This window comes from Longibacter salinarum, assembly GCF_002554795.1.
Lineage (GTDB): Bacteria > Bacteroidota > Rhodothermia > Rhodothermales > Salinibacteraceae > Longibacter > Longibacter salinarum.
Window position 1 is genome coordinate 46,924 of record NZ_PDEQ01000001.1, and the last position, 17,724, is coordinate 64,647.

Annotated in this window: 12 protein-coding genes; 5 read left to right on the plus strand and 7 right to left on the minus strand. The window is 58.5% G+C overall.

The annotated features are described in order from the left end of the window. Positions 1-5 precede the first annotated feature (5 nt). Both CRI94_RS00185 and CRI94_RS00190 read right to left on the minus strand, forming a co-directional pair. The gene (locus CRI94_RS00185) at positions 6-551 is read right to left on the minus strand and encodes a spore maturation protein (RefSeq protein WP_098073645.1); all 546 of its coding nucleotides are present in this window, start codon (positions 549-551) and stop codon (positions 6-8) included. Positions 552-608: 57 nt separating this feature from the next. Then, entirely contained in the window at positions 609-1,592 is a 984-nt protein-coding gene (locus CRI94_RS00190; RefSeq protein WP_098073646.1) for a nucleoside recognition domain-containing protein, read from the minus strand. Between the two features lie 276 nt (positions 1,593-1,868). On the opposite strand from CRI94_RS00190, the gene CRI94_RS00195 reads away from it, so the two are divergent. Next, a complete protein-coding gene (locus tag CRI94_RS00195; protein WP_179862084.1) occupies positions 1,869-2,321 on the plus strand; it encodes a Bor family protein in 453 nt (150 codons plus the stop codon). A 95-nt stretch (positions 2,322-2,416) separates the two neighbouring features. Here the strand turns inward: CRI94_RS00195 and uvrC are convergent, their stop codons facing one another. Continuing rightward, a complete protein-coding gene (uvrC, locus tag CRI94_RS00200) occupies positions 2,417-4,306 on the minus strand; it encodes an excinuclease ABC subunit UvrC (RefSeq protein ID WP_098073648.1) in 1,890 nt (629 codons plus the stop codon). Positions 4,307-4,995: 689 nt separating this feature from the next. Here uvrC and CRI94_RS00205 point away from each other — a divergent pair. The 4 genes from CRI94_RS00205 (at position 4,996) to CRI94_RS00220 (ending at position 10,528) form a co-directional block, all read left to right on the plus strand. Further along, positions 4,996-5,907 (plus strand): sugar-transfer associated ATP-grasp domain-containing protein, encoded by a 912-nt coding sequence (locus tag CRI94_RS00205; protein WP_179862085.1) that lies wholly within the window; start codon positions 4,996-4,998, stop codon positions 5,905-5,907. A gap of 208 nt (positions 5,908-6,115) precedes the next feature. Next, positions 6,116-7,483: a flavin-containing monooxygenase gene (locus CRI94_RS00210; RefSeq protein ID WP_245846012.1), complete on the plus strand. Its 1,368-nt coding sequence runs from the start codon at positions 6,116-6,118 to the stop codon at positions 7,481-7,483. Between the two features lie 102 nt (positions 7,484-7,585). After that, positions 7,586-9,625 (plus strand): S9 family peptidase, encoded by a 2,040-nt coding sequence (locus CRI94_RS00215; RefSeq protein ID WP_098073651.1) that lies wholly within the window; start codon positions 7,586-7,588, stop codon positions 9,623-9,625. Positions 9,626-9,757: 132 nt separating this feature from the next. Further along, positions 9,758-10,528: an SDR family oxidoreductase gene (locus CRI94_RS00220; protein ID WP_098073652.1), complete on the plus strand. Its 771-nt coding sequence runs from the start codon at positions 9,758-9,760 to the stop codon at positions 10,526-10,528. Positions 10,529-10,668: 140 nt separating this feature from the next. On the opposite strand, the gene dnaA is transcribed toward CRI94_RS00220, so the two are convergent. From dnaA to CRI94_RS00245, 4 genes are all read right to left on the minus strand, one after another. Continuing rightward, positions 10,669-12,381, minus strand: a complete 1,713-nt coding sequence (dnaA, locus tag CRI94_RS00225; protein WP_098073653.1) for a chromosomal replication initiator protein DnaA — start codon at positions 12,379-12,381, stop codon at positions 10,669-10,671. 851 nt (positions 12,382-13,232) lie between these two features. Continuing rightward, a complete protein-coding gene (locus tag CRI94_RS00235; RefSeq protein WP_098073655.1) occupies positions 13,233-13,553 on the minus strand; it encodes a hypothetical protein in 321 nt (106 codons plus the stop codon). A gap of 642 nt (positions 13,554-14,195) precedes the next feature. Further along, the gene (locus tag CRI94_RS00240; RefSeq protein WP_245846013.1) at positions 14,196-15,890 is read right to left on the minus strand and encodes a sigma 54-interacting transcriptional regulator; all 1,695 of its coding nucleotides are present in this window, start codon (positions 15,888-15,890) and stop codon (positions 14,196-14,198) included. An 85-nt stretch (positions 15,891-15,975) separates the two neighbouring features. Then, complete coding sequence (locus CRI94_RS00245) at positions 15,976-17,328, minus strand: sensor histidine kinase (protein WP_179862086.1); 1,353 nt, start codon at positions 17,326-17,328, stop codon at positions 15,976-15,978. Positions 17,329-17,724 lie beyond the last annotated feature (396 nt).

Genomic DNA, 17,724 nt, shown 5'->3' on the forward strand with positions numbered 1-17,724 from the left:
TCGCCTTACCCGAAGAGAAGCTGAACGACGTACACCGAGGCGAGAAATCCGATGAAGTCAGCAAACAGACCCGCCGGAACGGCGTGTCGGGTCTCGCGCACGTTCACGGCGCCGAAGTAGACGGCGATGACGTAGAATGTTGTTTCGGTCGAGCCGAACATCGTGGCCACCATCTTGACGACGAGTGAGTCTTCGCCGTACTGCTGGATCATGTCCGCAACCAGACCAGCGGATCCTGAGCCGGTAAGGGGACGAATCACGCCCATAGGGACGACTTCCGCAGGAACGCCGATCATCGCGAGCACGGGGTCGAGCATATCGACGAGGAAGTCCATCGCCCCGGAGGCGCGAAACATGCCGATCGCAAACAGGATCGCGATCAGGTAGGGAATAATGGTGACGGCGACGTTGAATCCTTCCTTTGCGCCTTCAACGAATACCTCGTAGACGCGAACGCCTTTGTATAGGCCGTAGAGCGGGAAGCCCACGAGGAGGGCGGGAAGAACGAAGTAGGAGAGGACGGAGACGAGGTCGCGTAGAATCTCAAGCATAATAATCGTCGGAGCAAGAAGGTATAGAGGACAACAGGGCGGTTAGCGGGGCGCGAGTTACGCCTCATCCGATTGCAGCATCGGATTCGACTCGCGGAACCGCCGTAATCGGCTGAGCCCGTACGCTCCGAGTATGCCTGCGATTGTAGAGAAGAGGGTGGCGAGAGTAATAGAAAAGAAGAGTTGGTTGATCTGAAGCCCCATGATCGCGACCAGGAGGGAGGGCGGGACGAGTTGAACGCTCGACGTATTCAGTGCGAGAAGCATCACCATGTCATCCGTGGCGGTATCCTTCTTGGGATTCAGCTCCTGAAGGTCCTCCATCGCTTTGATGCCAAGCGGCGTGGCGGCATTCCCCAGGCCGAACACGTTTGCAAGGAGATTGAGCGTCACGTTCGCGAGGGCCGGATGGTCTTTGGGCACGCTCGGGAATAGCGGGGAGAGCACGGGTTGGACGAACCGGGCCAGCGCCTGGACGAGACCGGCTTCTTCGCCGATTTTCACCAGTCCGAGCATCAGACCGAGAATGCCGATAAATCCGAGAGCCAGCGAGGCCGCCGTTTCGGCGAAGTTCAGAGCTGCCTGCGCGATGTCGTTCATTTTGCGAAACCGCACCGGCTCGAACCGGAGATCCACCGCTACGGGACCGACGCCCAGTTGCGTGTCCCCCTGAAGTGTCGCGCGCAACGGATCACCGTCGTCGTCCGCCTGAGATGAGCGGATCGTCGCCAACGGCTCCGGGAGCGAACCCGCGTCGAGACGAATCTGGCGCCCGTCCCGCGTCTGTACAAGCGTGCCGTCGTATGCCGCCGCGAGCGAGTCCGGCGCATCGTCGGCAAATCGATCCCGGTACATGTCGCTATCGAACGAAACGCGAACCGGCTGGCGCCGGGCGTCTGTATCGTACCCCTCTGGAAAGGTGACCGAGGCTGGAACGGGAGCGTCGTTTGGAAACCGATCGTGGACGAGTTCCGAGACGTCGGTTACAAGGGCAAAAGCGAGACTGAAGACGATCAGTCCCGCCCAGATGTAGTTGAGCATGGAGTGGAGGGCAGGCGAGTCGGACGGGCAGCGAGGGATGTGTCACAATGGTACGGACCCGGCGGGAGAAGCGAAATGCCGACCGTAGCGACGACGCACGTATGCTCCGCCGAAAAGCGACAGCGAATCGCGGGGAAAGGAGGGGCGGCGAATGGAAGAGGCGAAGTATCTAGTCGCATGGTGCGAGGTCATAGACTCGCAATGCGCATCCACACCGACCTAATTATTTTTGGGATGAGCCTGTCCGCGCGACGGGGCTTGTCCCGCCGAAATGATATGTCCAGACCGTTTGCGGTGCCCGTTTCCCCCGTTTGGGTCCTTTTGTGCCTCTTCTCCGTCGGGATGCTGACCTCCGGCTGCTACCATCAGCAGGTCGTGACGGGGAAGGAGGAAGGATCGAACGTCATCGAAAATGAGTGGGCGAATAGCTTTGTCTTCGGCATCGTGCCGCCCCCAGTGGTCGAAACGATGGAGGAGTGCCCCGACGGCGTGGCGCGTGTCGAGACCAAGTTGACGTTCCTGAACGGCGTGGTCAGCGCCCTGACAATGAGCATCTACACGCCGATGTACGTGAAGGTGACCTGCGCGTCTGGAACGATGTCATCAATGAATGCCCCGGCGATACGCATCGATTCGAACGCTCCGGCCGATGAAAAGGCTGTGGCCGTGCGTCACGCACTGGAAGAATCGCGGACGTCCGATCGCGCGGTTCTGGTGCAGTTCGAATGAGCCCGACTCGTGATAGGGCGGAGAGACGATTCCCAATGGGGTCACCTCGCGGCGATGAGCGCGGGCATGGGACGGCGTCGTAGGGCGGCTCTCCGTCAGGTCGACTCTGCGGCTTCTTTGTCAAAATACGAGCGCACGGTCTCCGCCTTTGCGGGACCGACGACCTCGGCGATCTCTTCTTCGGGGGCGTCCTTCACTTTCGCGACGGAGCCAAACCGGCTCAGCAGGTCGCGCGCTGTTTTCGGGCCGATGCCGTGGATGTCGAGGAGCTCGGAGTGCAGCGTTTTCTTCTTGCGCCGTTTGCGCTGGTACGTGACTGCAAACCGGTGCGCTTCGTTGCGCACTTTCTGCAGCAACTGAAGGGCAACATCGTCCTTCGCGATCAGAACGGGATCGGTATCCTCCGGCATGAAGACCTCCTCCAGCCGCTTGGCGATACCGATCACCTGAAACTTTCCGTACGCCTCTACCTCTTTCAGAACCTGAACGGCGCTCGATAGCTGGCCCTTGCCTCCATCCACGACCAGTAGATCCGGCCACGGGCCGTTTTCTTCGACGATCTTGCTGTAGCGTCGCTGAATGACCTCACGCATCGCCTTGAAGTCGTCCGGGCGCCCTTCCTCGGTCGTTCGAATCTTGTACGTTCGGTATTCGCTCTTGCGCGGCGTGCCGTCCGTAAATACGACGCAGGATGCCACGGTCTCCGTGCCGCCGAGATGGGAGATATCGATGCCGTCGATGCGGCGCGGGAGTGCCTCCATCTGAAGGTTCTTCTTGAGGGACTTCACCGCCTCTGGAATGCGATCGCGTTCTCGCTTCATCTGCTGCGTTTTCCACTCTCCAACCAGCAGCTTCGCGTTCGACTTGGCCATGCGGATCAGGCTGGCTTTGTCCCCGCGCTGCGGGACTTTCACGACAACCTGTTTGCCCTTTTCGCGCTGTAGCAACTGCTCCAGAGCGTGCGTGTCCTGCGCCGGGTGGTCGTTCGGGTCGACGGAGAGGAGCACTTCATCGGGGAAGAAGTTAGCCTCGGTGTAGTACTTCTCGACGAAGGACAGCAGGATTTCTTCTTCGGAGCGCCCTTCGATGCGCCGGACGTACGTGTGGCGACGCCCGATCATTTTTCCCTCGCGGACCGTGAACTTAACGGCACATCCGACGCCTTCCTCGCGATCGACGTGCAGCGCGAAGACATCGCGGTCGGCATTGTCCTGGCTGACGATTTTTTGGCGCTGGGAATACTTCTCCAGGGCTGAGATCTGGTCACGGAGGCGCGCCGCTTCCTCGAAGTTGAGTTTGCTCGATTGCTTTTCCATTTCATCGTCGAGCAGGTCGATCAACTCCTGCGTGTGCCCGTTAAGTAGCTTTTCGACCTGGTCGATGGTTTGCATGTAGTCCTCGTGCGACTGCTCGCCCACGCATGGACCTTTGCAGTTGTCGATGTGATACTGCAGGCAAACGTCGTACTTGCCGGCCTCGATGGGTTCGGGGTCGAGTTTCAGCGAACAGGTCCGCAGTTGAAACACCGATCGGATGGCGTCCATCATCTTGTTCATCTGCCCGACGTCCGTGTACGGGCCGAAGTACTTGGAGCCGTCCTGCTTCCGCTTCCGCGTTTTGAAGACGCGCGGGAAGCGTTCATTTTTGATGCAGATGTACGGATACGTCTTGTCGTCCCGCAAATTGACGTTGTAGCGGGGCTGGTGCTCCTTGATGAGGTTGTTTTCAAGGATGAGCGCCTCGACCTCCGTGTCAGTCACAATGACCTCAACGTCGACCGCCTTTCTGACCATCACGTCGATTCGACGCGAGTGGTTGCGGCTATTCTGGTAGTACGATCGGACCCGACTGCGTAAATTCTTGGCCTTCCCGACGTAGAGCACGGTCCCGCTGCCGTCTACGTGCTTGTAGACACCGGTCTGGGTGGGAAGGTTGTCGAGTTTCTCGCGCAGCGATTCCGGTTTGGATGCCAGCAGTTCGTTCATTCAGCAATCACGACGTACAACGGAGGGTTCGATAATACGGAAACGCCCCGTGCACGCGTCGTGATTCGAAGGGATCAAGAAGGCAAAGCAATTTTTCGGTCGCGCACCTCTCGGGCAAGTTGGAGTGTGCGACCTTGCGCGTGCAGACAGACGAACCGACGTAAATCAAAGCGAACGTAATACATTGATAATCGGAGGGACGCTGTCCGAAAGTCAGGTCAATCATCGCGTTTTGTGATACAGATCAGATGTTGGTTCGAGTCCTGTATCAGACCGCGTTTCAGTCGCGTCTCACCTTTGCCAGGGATGACACTCGCGGATCAGCGGGTTTACACGTGGATGTGGGCTGAGCGGACGGAAAGGGCATTCTTTCTGCGTCGCTCAGGTCTGGTACAAGCTTTGGCCTATCTGTAAGACGCATGTGATGACAACGGAAGATGATCCATTTTGCACGCTGATTTCTGTGTCGAAGCAGGTTTTGTTAGTCAGGACGATAAGAGGATCCGTGGATATGGCTCGATTCGTTGTAATCCCTGCGTAAGAGGGATTTTGAGGATTAATATCTGCTGTTTATGACGTGCGAGTGTAGCCGTGGCCATGTGCTAGCGTGATCCGATCCGACGTGGCTACGGTATGGATGGGATACCATCCGCGCACGAGTTTCTACTATGGTAAACGAGAGTCATCCCATGAGACTGTTTAAGCGCCTGAAGGACGTAGCGAGTTCGACACGGGATGTAGTTCACCCTGCACGCTGGTCGGCAGCTGGCGGAAACCGATCGGAGCGTAACGCGGAGTCCGATCGTCAACACAAACACGATAAGCGGATGAACGAGAACTTGCTTTCGAAGGCGCGTCTTGCTGAAAACGGTCTTCCCGTTCCCACCACATATGTTCGCGTCGCCTCCGAAAAGGAGATTCGCGATGCGTGGTCGACGATTCAGGACCTGCGGTCGTTCGTCCTGAAGAGGGTGGACGGCAGGGGGGAAAGTAAGACGCTCGTTCTCGAACGGGAGGAAATGGGAACCTCGACGGTCTGGCGTTCGGCTACGGGTCAGGTGCTGACGGCGCAGGACGTCCAGCGATACATGGCTCACCTTGTCACGGGTGGGAGTCGGGACGCTGAAGACGGACAGGTCGTAGTGGAGTACCGAGTGACCGTCGACGACATGTTTTACCAGATCTATCCTCGCGGCCTGTCGTATATCAGCGTTATCACGTACCAGGGAGAGCCTAAATTCGCCATGGTCGTGGTTCCAACGGATGCATCGAAGGGTCGAGCGGATATCGATCAAGGTGCACTTGGAGTTGGCGTTGACATCGCTACCGGCAAGATGCATCCTGCGTATGATAGCGAAGGGTTTCTCGCCGAACACCCAGACACGTATTCGTCGATCGAGGGTGTGCGGATCTGGCGGTGGGAGCAGCTTCTGGATCTCGCCAAAAAGACGGCCTCGGCGTTGCCATTCGACTATTTGAGCATGGACCTTGTCGTTGACGCGCACCGTGGGCCGCTTGTCATGAATGTTGACTCGCGGCCGCCCGTTGACGTTCAGGGTCTCAGTGCACGCGGGTTGCACGAGCTGTTGTCGGAAATCTAGACTGCCATACTGTTATCGTAGGCGCAGCACCTCTACCGTCGTCCTGCCGGGCAATCCCGGGTGCGTATCAGTCTCCAGCCGCTCTTCTTCCGGACGCATTTGTCAATGGGAGGTGTCGACAAACCTGCATGCGGATGGAGCGTACGAAGTTGTCCGTGCGCATTCCATATCAATGTCGGTTTGTATGAACGCCAGTGTTTCTGACGCTTTGGCCCGCCGTTGCCTTCTCAAGGGACAGAAGGCGTGCATCATTGGAGCTGGCATCTCCGGTCTTACCGCGGCGAAGGCATTGTCGGACCGCGGGCTCCTGTACGACCATTTCGAGTTGGGATCCGATATCGGAGGACTCTGGCGATTCGAAAACGACAACCGTCGGTCCGCAGCATACCGGACGCTGCATATCAACTCCAGCAAGCACAACATGGAGCTGGATGACTTTCCGATGCCCGACGACTTTCCGGTGTTTGGGCATCACGCCGATGTGTTGCAGTACTTCGAGGATTACGCTGACTCCTTCGACCTGCGGGAGTCCATCACGTTCAACACGGGCGTTGAGCAGGTCGAGCGCGACGGGCGAAACCGGTGGACGGTGACGCTCACGACAGGGGAGCGGCGAACATACGGAGCTGTTATCGTCGCGACGGGTCATCATTGGAATCCGCGATGGCCGGACTTCCCGGGCTCATTCGCTGGCGAAGAACTCCACTCCCACGATTACACGGAGCCACGCGACTTCCTGGGCAAGCGCGTCCTCGTCGTCGGAATTGGTAACAGCGCGTGCGACATTGTGGTCGATCTGAGTCGGATGGCCGATCACGTGACGTTGTCGACGCGGTCTAGCGCCTGGATCCTTCCGAAGTACATCCTCGGCCAGCCGCTGGATCAGTGGACGAATCCGTATATGGAGCGCCTGCCGGTGTCGGTGCGACGGCTGCTGTTCAAGTTGCTTGTCTGGATATCGGTTGGCGACCAGGAGACGTACGGTTTGCCCAAGCCCGATCACGATTTGATGGAGGAGCACCCCACGATCTCACAGGAGTTGCTGTCCCAGATTGGACATGGCCGCGTGGAGGTAAAGCCCAATATCGATCGTCTCGACGGAGACAGTGTGTCGTTCGAAGACGGTACGTCGGAAGCGTACGATGCGGTGATCTATGCAACCGGATATGACATCACGTTTCCGTTTCTGCCGGACGACCTGTTTTCCGTGGAGGAGAATCAGGTTCGGCTATTCCGGTACATCGTACCGCCGAACACGCCAGGCCTCTACTTTCTGGGATTGATCCAGCCCCTTGGCGCCCTCATGCCTCTGGTAGAAAAGCAGTCAAAATGGGTGGCCATGTTGCTCGATGGTGCTGCGATTCTTCCGGAGCCTGACGCGATGGAGGAAGCGATTGACGATGAACTGAAGGCGATGCGGAAACGCTACACGGGATCGCCCCGACATACGATACAGGTGGACTTCTGGAATTACATGCGGCAGATCGAGCGCGAAATGCGTCGAGGGAAAAAGCGAGCCCAGCGTGAGGGTCCGGCGCACACAATGAATCGTGGAGAGCCGGTTGAGGCCTCTTGATTCTGCAGTCCGGTGACGAAAGAAAGGAAACCTTGACGTAAGGAGACGCCCGCCGTAGATTTTGGGCGACATCAACTTCCGTATCCAGCACCGACCGTTACGATGAAGCGCTTACTGATAGGATTACTCGTTTTCGCGTGGGTGACCGCGGCGCCGACGGCAGTCACCGCACAACAGGCTGCTTCCTTGCCCGATCAGGCCGTTTCGGCCGAGGCGTACGAGGGAGAGGACAGCGTTCTGTCGCCCAAGGACATTGCCAAAATCAAACAGGTTGGCGACGCCGTGCTATCTCCGGATGGAAAGCATGTCGCATACACGCTGTCTGTGCCAGCGGACCCGACGAAAGCCAACGAGCCGGCCAAGAGCCAACTCTGGGTCGCAAATGTAGAGACCGGCGAGACCACGCCATTCGCGACACGGGGAAACGTCCGGGACCTCGCTGTGCGACCTGGACACCGGTCACTCACGTTTATTGACCAGCTCGGCGACGCAGAGACGTCTCGTCTCTACGAGATTCCGCTGGGAGGCGGCGAAGCGACAGAGTTGTACTCGTTCGAGACATCGATCTCGGGCTACGACTGGGGGCCGGATGGGGAACGAATTGCCTTTTATGCATCGGACCCCGACGCGGAGGACGTGGAGTCCGAATTGCCGTATCAGCCAGAGATTTACGAGGAAGACCTGACGTTTTCTCGTGGATACATCGGCACGGTCTCGGACACGTCCACGATGCGCATCGATACGGATCGGAGTGTATCCGGCGTGACGTGGAGTCCCGACGGCTCCCGGCTCGCTATTCTGTCGGCCCCGACGCCGCGCGTCGACGACTACTACATGAGCCGCGAGATTGGCATTGTCGACCCGTCAAGCGGAGAGGTTGTCGGGACGGTAGAGCACGATGCGAAGCTCGGAGGTCTTTCGTTCAGCCCCGACGGATCTCGACTCGCATTCATCGCCGGTGGGGACATTCACGATCCCATTGACGGCCGCCTCTTCGTCGTATCGAGCGAGGGGGGGACACCAACCGCGCTGATGGACGAGTTCGAGGGCAAAGTCGAGAGCGTCCGATGGGCGGATGCACAGACGATCGAATTTCTCGCGAGCGAAGGTGTGCATGCCACGCTGGGTCGGATTCAGCACGACGGTTCTGGCATGGAGCGCGTGATCTCCGGGGATGGACCCGTTCTCCACAGTCTCGATGCTGCGAACGGTATACACGCCTTCGTGGCCGATACACCGACGCACCCGCGCGAGGTGTACGTGATGATGGACGGTACGCCAGAGCGTCTCACGAACCACAACGCATGGCTCGACGACGAGCGCATGGCGCCGCAGGAGGTCGTCACGTACACGGCAGAGGATGGACAAGAGCTACAGGGATTACTTATCCACCCGCTCGACCGGGAGGAAGGCAAAACCTATCCGCTTATTACCGTCGTGCACGGCGGGCCGGAGGCTCACTACGACGACGGCTGGTTGACCGGGTACAGCATGCCAGGTCAGATGGGCGCAGCGCGCGGATATGCCGTGTTCTATCCCAACTATCGAGGAAGCACCGGTCGGGGCGAAGCCTTTGCCAAAAGCAGTCAGGGTGACCTGGCAGGGAAGGAGTTCGACGACATCGTGGACGGTGTTGATGCCCTCATCGAGCGTGGACTCGTGGACGTCGATCGCGTGGGGGTAACCGGCGGCTCGTACGGCGGATACGCGACGGGATGGATGTCAACGCGCTACACCGATCGGTTTGCGGCCGGAGTCATGTTTGTGGGGGTGTCGAATAACATCTCGAAGTGGGGAGAAAGTGATATCCCCGAGGAGCTATATCTCGTTCATGCACGGAAGCGTATCTGGGACGACTACATGGGCTACCTCGAACGGAGCCCGATTTACCATGCGGGCGATGCAGATACGCCGCTCTTGATATTGCATGGCAAGGAGGACCCGCGGGTGCACCCGAGCCAATCGCTCGAATTGTATCGGCACATCAAAACACGGACGGATACGCCGGTTCGCCTCGTTTACTATCCCGGAGAGGGTCACGGTAACCGGTCCGCGACGGCTCGGTTTGACTACAATATCCGGATGTTGCGGTGGTTCGACCGCTTCCTGACACCGGACGCTGGCGCTATCGGTGCGCGGTGATTCGAGCAGGACCGTTTCGTTCTGCCGTCGTCAATTCGAGACGGAACCGGCTGTGATATAATGGGTGCCTTCCGTGCCATGCGTGTATGGAAGGCACCCGACGTTTATACAAATTAATGCAGACGCTTGCCCATGAAGCAACCCACAATGTTCGTAACCGGGGCTGCCTCAGGAATCGGAGAGACGGTCGCACGCCGGTTTGCTGAAAAGGGCTGGTTCATTGGACTGTATGATCGAAATCGAGACGGTCTCGAGCGTGTACATCGCGATCTCGGCCCCGAGAACTCCTGCTTTCGGCCGGTCGATGTCACAGACCGGGAAGAGGTTGAGCAGGCTGTCGAGCACTTCTCCGAAGCCACAGGGGGAAGAATGGACACTCTGTTTAACTGTGCCGGCGTGCTGAAAATCGGGCGTTTCGAGACGATGGATCCGGACGACCTCCGGCACGTGATCGACGTGAATCTGACGGGGATGATGCTCGTGACTCGCCTCAGTTTTCCCATGCTCGAGGCAACCGACGGCGCGCGTGTGATCTCAATGGCGTCTGCATCAGCCGTCTACGGTACGCCGGAACTAGCAACCTATTCCGCAACGAAGGCCGGTGTGCGGACGCTCACGCAGGCGCTGAATCTCGAGTGGGCCCACCACGATATCTACGTCTGCGACATCGTGCCGCCGTACGTGGACTCTCCCATGACGCGACAGGCGGTTCGAGCATCCAGCATGGATCGAATGGGGGTAGACCTCACACCGACAGACGTTGCTAATGTCGTCGAGCAAGCCGTGAACGAGAATCGCATTCATTGGCCGGTCGGAAAGCAGTTCACCTGGCTGTATCGTGCGTCGGAGGTTCTGCCATCGAATGTCGTTCGCCTCATCATGCGTTACACGTCGGGCTTTTAGACGCAGACGACATGTGCCGCTTTCTCATCGATTGAGTGCTGGTGCGAATGCGCCTCCATGCAAAAAGCCGCCGGGGCAAACCCGCGGCGGCGTTGACAGCACGTGTGGTCGTCGGGGGAGCAACCCGCAGCATGATCTCATCACATGCCGGGTCCGCCGATCGATCGTTTCAGTTCGTCAATCTCTTGGCGGAAGTTCGATTCTACGTCCAGTCGGTCCGACACCTTCTTGTTGGCATGGATCACCGTGGAGTGATCCCGACCGCCGAATCGTGAACCGATGCTCGCGTACGACTCGCTCGTGAGCTCGCGGCAGAGGTACATTGCTGTCTGACGGGCGGCTGCGATCTCTCGCTTCCGGGAGCGGGAGAGGAGGTCGTCAACCGAGAGACGATAGTAATCGGCAACCGTTTCGATGATGGAGCCGCACTCGACTCGCGACGACGACGTATCGTCAATCTGATCGTGCAGAAGCTGTCGCGCCGTCTGCATACTCAGCGTTTCATTATCGAGCTGAGCAATTGCCGCAAGCCGGTTGAGCGCCCCTTCAAGTTTACGGATGTTACTGTCAATCCGGTGGGCGAGAAGCTCGACCACCTGCGGGTCGACATCGATATTCCGCCGACTCGCCTTCCGTTGCAGGATCGCAATACGGGTTTCCAGGTCCGGCCGTTGGATATCGGCTGAGAGTCCCCACTGGAAGCGGGAGAGAAGTCGCTCCTCGATCCCATCGATCTCCGACGGAGGACGGTCAGCGCACAGGACGATCTGCCGTCCGTGCTGATGCAGGTCGTTGAAGATATGGAAGAACTCTTCCTGCGTCTTCTCCTTGCCACCAAAGAATTGGACATCGTCGACGATGAGTAGCTCGGCCTGACGGTAGTATGCCGAAAAGTCCGCAATGGAATTGTTCTTCACTGCACGGACGAACTGACTCGTAAAGCGGTCGCTCGACACATACAGGACGGATTCCGTCGTTTGCTTCTTCAGTGCGTGGTTGGCGATCGCCTGTGCAAGATGCGTTTTGCCAAGGCCAACCCCACCGTAGATGAGAAGCGGGTTATAGTTCGTCTCGCCTGGTGACTCGGCGACAGCGACAGCAGCGCTTCGTGCCAGCCGGTTTCCGTCTCCCTCGATAAACTCGTCGAACGTGTACGACGCCTTGAGGTGGGAGGGAGGGGTCGAAACTGTCCGGCTGGATGAACTTGAACCACTTCGTGACGAGCGCTGCCGATCCGGTCGATTGACCTTTTTGTGCGCTGGTGGGCGTCGGTTTTCAGCACTGCGTCCACGACTGCCCGAGCCTCGCTGAGTACGCGAGGGACGTGTCCGTGGATCGCCCGTTGGGGAGCCGTCGCCGGCGAGAGCTCCTGGGTGCGCGGCTGCTCGGGCCAGATCCCTCGAGTCTCCCGGAGACTCTGACACCCTTCCTGATGACGACGGTGACTCGCTAGCTGAAGTCCGAGTCGGCATGCCCGTTCCAGCACCGCTCGTTTCAGAACGGGGTGACGTGCCGGACCGGTCGCGGCGGGACGAACGCTGCTGCGCTCCGTCCGACGACGCTCGTCCGTTCTTCGTCTTCTGGGAGGACGGCTCGGCAACGCGGAACTCGATCGCTGTCTTTTGACCGACTGCTTTCGAGACCGCCTGCTGAAGGTTGTTGTTGAACCGGCTTTGCAGATACTGCGCGTTGAATGCCGTCGGTACCTCAAGGATGAGATACACGCCGTCATCCTCGTCTTTCAAAGAGACGGGATCGATCGGCACCAGCCAGTTCTCCACTGTTTGGCTCGGGATCTCCTCACGGAGGTGCTTGAGCGTAGCGGTCCAGGCATCTGTAGCTGAAGGTACCATAGATGGAAAAGGGGCGAGCGAAATCGTTCTAAGACGGTCGAGTCCGCCGGACGACAACTATCGGGAGGGCCCGCGGTAATTAGCGGAATGAAAAGGTAGACGCGATGCGACGTGAACGCAAGTGAAAGTCACTGCCGATTATCCACTGTTTTTCCCCAGGCAAGAAACGTTATCCACAACCAATCCACATTGCCGCCTGGATCGGCTAGAAACGCGTATTTTCCGACGTGGGAACGTGTCGTTTCCGGGATGCTGCTCCTGAAGATGAGCAGCAGATTGACGCGAAGGGCATATTCGTTTCGCGACTTCTGCATACGAGCCGGGTAACCCGTATCCCTTGGTTGACCTCTGTATCTACGAAGTAGCGTCCGGGCGCGGGGGACGGGGTACCGTCCCGTTCGTCGAAGGAATCCGCGGGGCACTTTTGGCTCCCGCGGCGACAGGCATCAACTTTCTTTTCCCATCGGTGATTCTACCAACCAGACAATATCTGGCATCTTCGCCCATTGCTCACTGGATGGGCTTTATCGCGTGCCTGTCCGTGATCCAAGAGATGATGGAGATGCCCCGGTGATGTGGATCTACATCGCCTTCGAATCGACCTTCATCGTTGCCGGGCGGGGGCAAGATTATCAGTAACACAAAACGTCCCCTCCCAGAATGGAAGGGGACGTTTTGGATAAACAGCTTCCGGTCGTCGCCGGGTGCACCGGCAGTAGATCCTCCAGCAAGAGATCTCGTGTCATAGAAGGTCATCGCCACGACCCACAAGGGGTCGCCGGTCAGCGATGCTTCGTTGTGTGCGACGCCACGGGACGGACCGGACAGCTTGTACGAAATCGGGCGTGGTACTACATCTGCGCGACAGCACTGCGTACCGCTTTCTGTGGAGAAGAGCTGGGGGACGACTTCTGAACCACACCGTTGCTCGATCCAAGTGATTGGATGCCCGAACCTTCATCCGACGTATCTGGTGATCCCAGGTCGGAATCCAGGCCAGATGACGCCGAGGGGTCAGGTGTGACGAGACGAACCGCTTTAATAAGAAGACGGATTGCCGTCTGCTTCCGCGTCGAGGAGACCGGCATATCGTGGAGGAGACGAACGAACTCCCGAGCACACGTTTGCAGTCGCTCGACACGTTTCGACTCTTCAGCATCCAGACGACTCATTCCAGACTCGGTGGAAGGAGTGTCGTCGTTCTTGGTAGCGTGGGAAGACGCGGGGCCTTGGGATGCAGTCGAGGAGGTACTCATTACGGTGGGTCCGTCGGCAGTATCGTGTGGGGCCGGCGACTCGCAACTAGATTCCCACCAGCGTGGGAGCATGGGTCCGGCTCCGAGCGCGTGTCGGGGTGCGCCCGAAGCCGGTGCGAGGACCGCATGGCCAGTCCATTTATATCCAATTGCAGTGCCAGAAATTACGTGGATGAATCTAAACCCCCACAGATCCGCTCAAAGACGGCAAAATAAGCTGTCAGTTCAGCATATCTTCATCTAGTCCCGTATTCGTTGTTGCCTGTCAACGGTCAAGGATGTATCAGGGTTTGCGTGCATGTCTCACCCGAAATGTGCGATCTGTTCCTGGTGTGTCTCACGTGACACACATTACGACACGAGTACCGTTTCGACCTTAAGGTGTCGGTGGCTCCAACGGCTTCGATTCAGCAGACGCACCACACCCTAGCAGAAGAATGTTTAAACGGTTCTCTTCCCAACGCGGAGCCGCTGCGAGGACACGGTTTGGGCGATCCCGACGATATCAATCGGAAAACGTATAAGAACGCCAGTACGGCGATCACCCTTGTCGGCGTTCTACTCGATGCCGTATTCGTCCAGCCGTCGGTAGAGCGTTGCCCGGCTAATTCCCAGAAGTTGAGCCGCCTCCGTACGATTTCCATTGGTTTGCTCAAGGGCTGCTCGGACTCGCTCCGCCTCCGATTCCGGCTCCGAACGAGTTGAAGAGATTCTACCGTCGTGCTTGATCTCGGGAGGGAGGTCTTCCTTCTCCAACGTCGGGCCGCTTGCCCGGATAAGGGCCGATTCGACAGCGTTACGCAACTCGCGTACGTTGCCCGGCCATTCGTAGTCGAGAAGGTGTCGCATTGCATCGTCGCTCAGGCGTTCGACGTCCTTGCCCATCGTGGCTCGGCCGCGGCGGAGGAACGTTCGAACGAGAAGGGGAATGTCGGAGCGACGGGCTCGAAGCGGGGGAAGCTCGACGCGCGCGATGCGGATCCGGTACAGAAGGTCCTGGCGGAAGTTGCCAGCGTCGACTTCTTCGAGCAGATCCCTGTGTGTTGCGGCGATAATGCGAACGTCAACGGGGCGGCTCGTCGTTTCACCGAGGCGCGTAATCTTCCGTTCTTCGAGCACGCGGAGCAGCTGGCGCTGAACCTCCAGCGGCACGTCGCCAATCTCATCCAGGAACAGTGTGCCGCCGTCGGCGGCCTCGAAGTAGCCTTCGTGGTCGTCGACGGCCCCCGTGAATGCACCCTTTCGGTGACCAAAGAGCTGACTTGCAGCGAGGTCTTTGCTCATCGCCGCGCAGTTGACCGGGATGAACGGACCATCGTGACGTGAGCTGGCATCGTGGATCGCGCGGGATACAAGCTCTTTCCCGGTTCCTGTTTCTCCGTGAATCAAGACCGTCGCATCGACGGACGCCACGGAACGAATCTCCTGGAAGACCTGCTGCATCGGCTCGCTCTTGCCGACGATGTCGTTAAACTCGGTCTTCTCGTCCAACATGCGCCGCATCTCGTGGACATCTGTGACGTCCGCGAAGGTGAATATATGTCGGCTATCGTCGCGTGGATCGCGGCGAACGCTAACCTCAAGACGTACCTGCGTGTCGTCGTCATGCTCGATCGTGACCGGCACGACGGTCTGCGAGTCGTTGCTCATCCGGCGCTTTAATACCGCCAGCGTATCGTCGGGAAAGGGGAGCGCGGAGGTCCAGTCGCGGTCCGTGAGCGCGCTCGGTGGTTTGCCGAGCATATGAGAGGCTGACCGGCTCACAAACGTGAGCTTCCCGTCGGATTGCGTCATCGCGGTTCCCTCGTTCAGCCCGTCGAGAATCTGGCGGAGGTCGTCCCGGTAGCGGGCGACGCGGCGCTCCAGGGCATGGGTGCTCAGAGCGACTTCGATCGATGCGTATAGCTCGCGCTCCTCGAACGGCTTGATAACGTAGCCGAACGGTGCCGTCTCTTTTGCTCGTTCGAGTGTCTCGTCGTCACTGTAGGCCGTGACGAAAACAACCGGTACGTGCAGCTTCGTACGAATCTGCTGGGCTGCATCGATGCCGTCCATTCGGCCGTCGAGCCGAATATCCATCAGCACGAGATCGGGTTCGGTCTCTTCTGCTCGTTGAATGGCTTCGCGTCCGCGGAGCTCGTGTCCGACGACGTCATAGCCGAGATTCTCGAGTCGGTCCTCGAGCTCCATCGCAACGGCGAATTCGTCCTCGACAATCAGGATTCGTGCGGCGGCGTGCATTGTATTTGACATGACAAAAGGTGGGTTCGGCAGGACGAAAACGGGCTGCCGGAGGCATGCACCGGCATGGGGCAGTTCGAGACGCGTGGATTCAGCCCTAGACGGTGGCGGGCTCTTCGTCGGTGAGGGGGAACGTGATGGTGTAGGTAAGTCCCTGCTCGCCGTCGATGTCCATTTCCCCACGAAGCTGGCGTACGAGTCCTTTCACGAGACGAATACCGAGCGTCTGATCTCGATACACCTCCTCAGGATTCTCGAGCCCCACCCCGTTGTCGGAGATACGGAGGCAGCCGGTATCGTCATCCGTCGTGAACGCCACGGTAATGGTGCCGCCGTGGTCGTCCGGGAACGCGTGCTCCAGAGCGTTCGAGACAAGCTCGTTCACGATGAGCCCGGCCGGGATTGCGCGATCGACCGCGAGTATAGCGTCCTCCGACTCGAGTTTGCACGTCACGTCGCGGAGAGCGACGCCGTGTGAGCGATAAAGGTGCTCGGTGAGCCGGTCGAGGTACGCACTGAAATTTACCTGCGAGAGATCTTCCGACTGGTACAGGCGCTCGTGAATGAACGCCATCGACCGAATCCGATCCTGACTTTCTTCGAACAACCGTTTCGCGTCTTCGTCTTCGACCTTCTTCGACTGTACGTGGAGAAGGCTCGCAATGACCTGAAGGTTATTCTTGACGCGATGATGGATTTCGCGGAGCAGCACCTCTTTCTCTCGCAGCGAATTTCGAAGCTGCTCCTCCGCACGTTTACGCGCGCTGATGTCCTGAGCGACGCAAACAATGTCGGGCGCGTTCGCCGGAGAACCGCGCAGGAGCGAGCGGGAGACAAGAACGGGAAGGTTGTCGCCATCCTCCGTCTGGATCTGTCGTTCAATCTGGGTCACAGAACCAGTGCGGCGAAAAACGGTGTCGTCGGGAGAAGGGAGAGGGTCGTCGCCGATAAGAAGGTCGTCGAGAAACCGGCCCTTTAGATCCGACGGAGAAAAGCCGAGACGCTCGACCGCTGCACGGTTGACGTGATCAATTCGGTTGGAATCGTCCACGACGAAGAGCATCTCAGCCATCGAGTCGAGGACGTCATCAAGGTAGCTGCGAGATACGGTACGCCGCTTAAGTGCATCCGACATCTCTCGAAGGTTGCGCGCCAGGTCCCCCAACTCATCCTGGCGGTGAATCTCCACATCCACATCCATGTCTCCGTCCCGCATCTGCCTCGTTGTTCGGAGAAGCGTGTCGAGCGTCGACCGAAAAAACGAGATGGCGTACCATCCACCGACAGCGATGAGGCCGAAGCAGAGCACGGTAACGATCACAACCAGCGGTAGCGCGATATCCACGGGTCCGACGATGTCCGCCGGAGACAAGTCCGGGCGTTCCAGTAGAGTTTGAACGCGCCACAGAGCGGTTCCTGCGATGCTGCCGAGCAGAGCGACGAGAAACAAGACGGCCGCAACTGCGAGGGGTAAAATCCTGCGGAGACGCATTGACAATCCAGTTCGGGCAAGCGGGTGGAGGAAGGGGCGACCAGCTGCAGGTCATTCGGGTGAGACACATTTGAGACACCCGGTGCGCGCCCCGGTGTTTCCTGCTAACTTCGCTTCAAAGATCAGTTCACGGTGCAAATCGCAAAAATGTATGCCTTCAGGGCACTGGAGCGGGATTAAGAAGTACACGACCTCAATCCATAAAAATCGGTATGCGCCTCATCTCTTCTTGCTGAGAAGACCGGTTTCCTGGATCGAACCTCTTTGTACGTTGTATTTCCCAACCCCTTCGGTGGAGAATCCACACATTTTCTGACTCTACCGCGTATCGTAGCCATGTGGAATTCGAGAACC

Coding starts and splice junctions, on each gene's coding strand:
- CRI94_RS00185 (WP_098073645.1), bottom strand. CDS start 551: ATGCTTGAGATTCTACGCGACCTCGTCTCCGTCCTCTCCTACTTCGTT.
- CRI94_RS00190 (WP_098073646.1), bottom strand. CDS start 1,592: ATGCTCAACTACATCTGGGCGGGACTGATCGTCTTCAGTCTCGCTTTT.
- CRI94_RS00195 (WP_179862084.1), top strand. CDS start 1,869: ATGTCCAGACCGTTTGCGGTGCCCGTTTCCCCCGTTTGGGTCCTTTTG.
- uvrC (WP_098073648.1), bottom strand. CDS start 4,306: ATGAACGAACTGCTGGCATCCAAACCGGAATCGCTGCGCGAGAAACTC.
- CRI94_RS00205 (WP_179862085.1), top strand. CDS start 4,996: ATGAGACTGTTTAAGCGCCTGAAGGACGTAGCGAGTTCGACACGGGAT.
- CRI94_RS00215 (WP_098073651.1), top strand. CDS start 7,586: ATGAAGCGCTTACTGATAGGATTACTCGTTTTCGCGTGGGTGACCGCG.
- CRI94_RS00220 (WP_098073652.1), top strand. CDS start 9,758: ATGAAGCAACCCACAATGTTCGTAACCGGGGCTGCCTCAGGAATCGGA.
- dnaA (WP_098073653.1), bottom strand. CDS start 12,381: ATGGTACCTTCAGCTACAGATGCCTGGACCGCTACGCTCAAGCACCTC.
- CRI94_RS00235 (WP_098073655.1), bottom strand. CDS start 13,553: ATGAGTCGTCTGGATGCTGAAGAGTCGAAACGTGTCGAGCGACTGCAA.
- CRI94_RS00240 (WP_245846013.1), bottom strand. CDS start 15,890: ATGTCAAATACAATGCACGCCGCCGCACGAATCCTGATTGTCGAGGAC.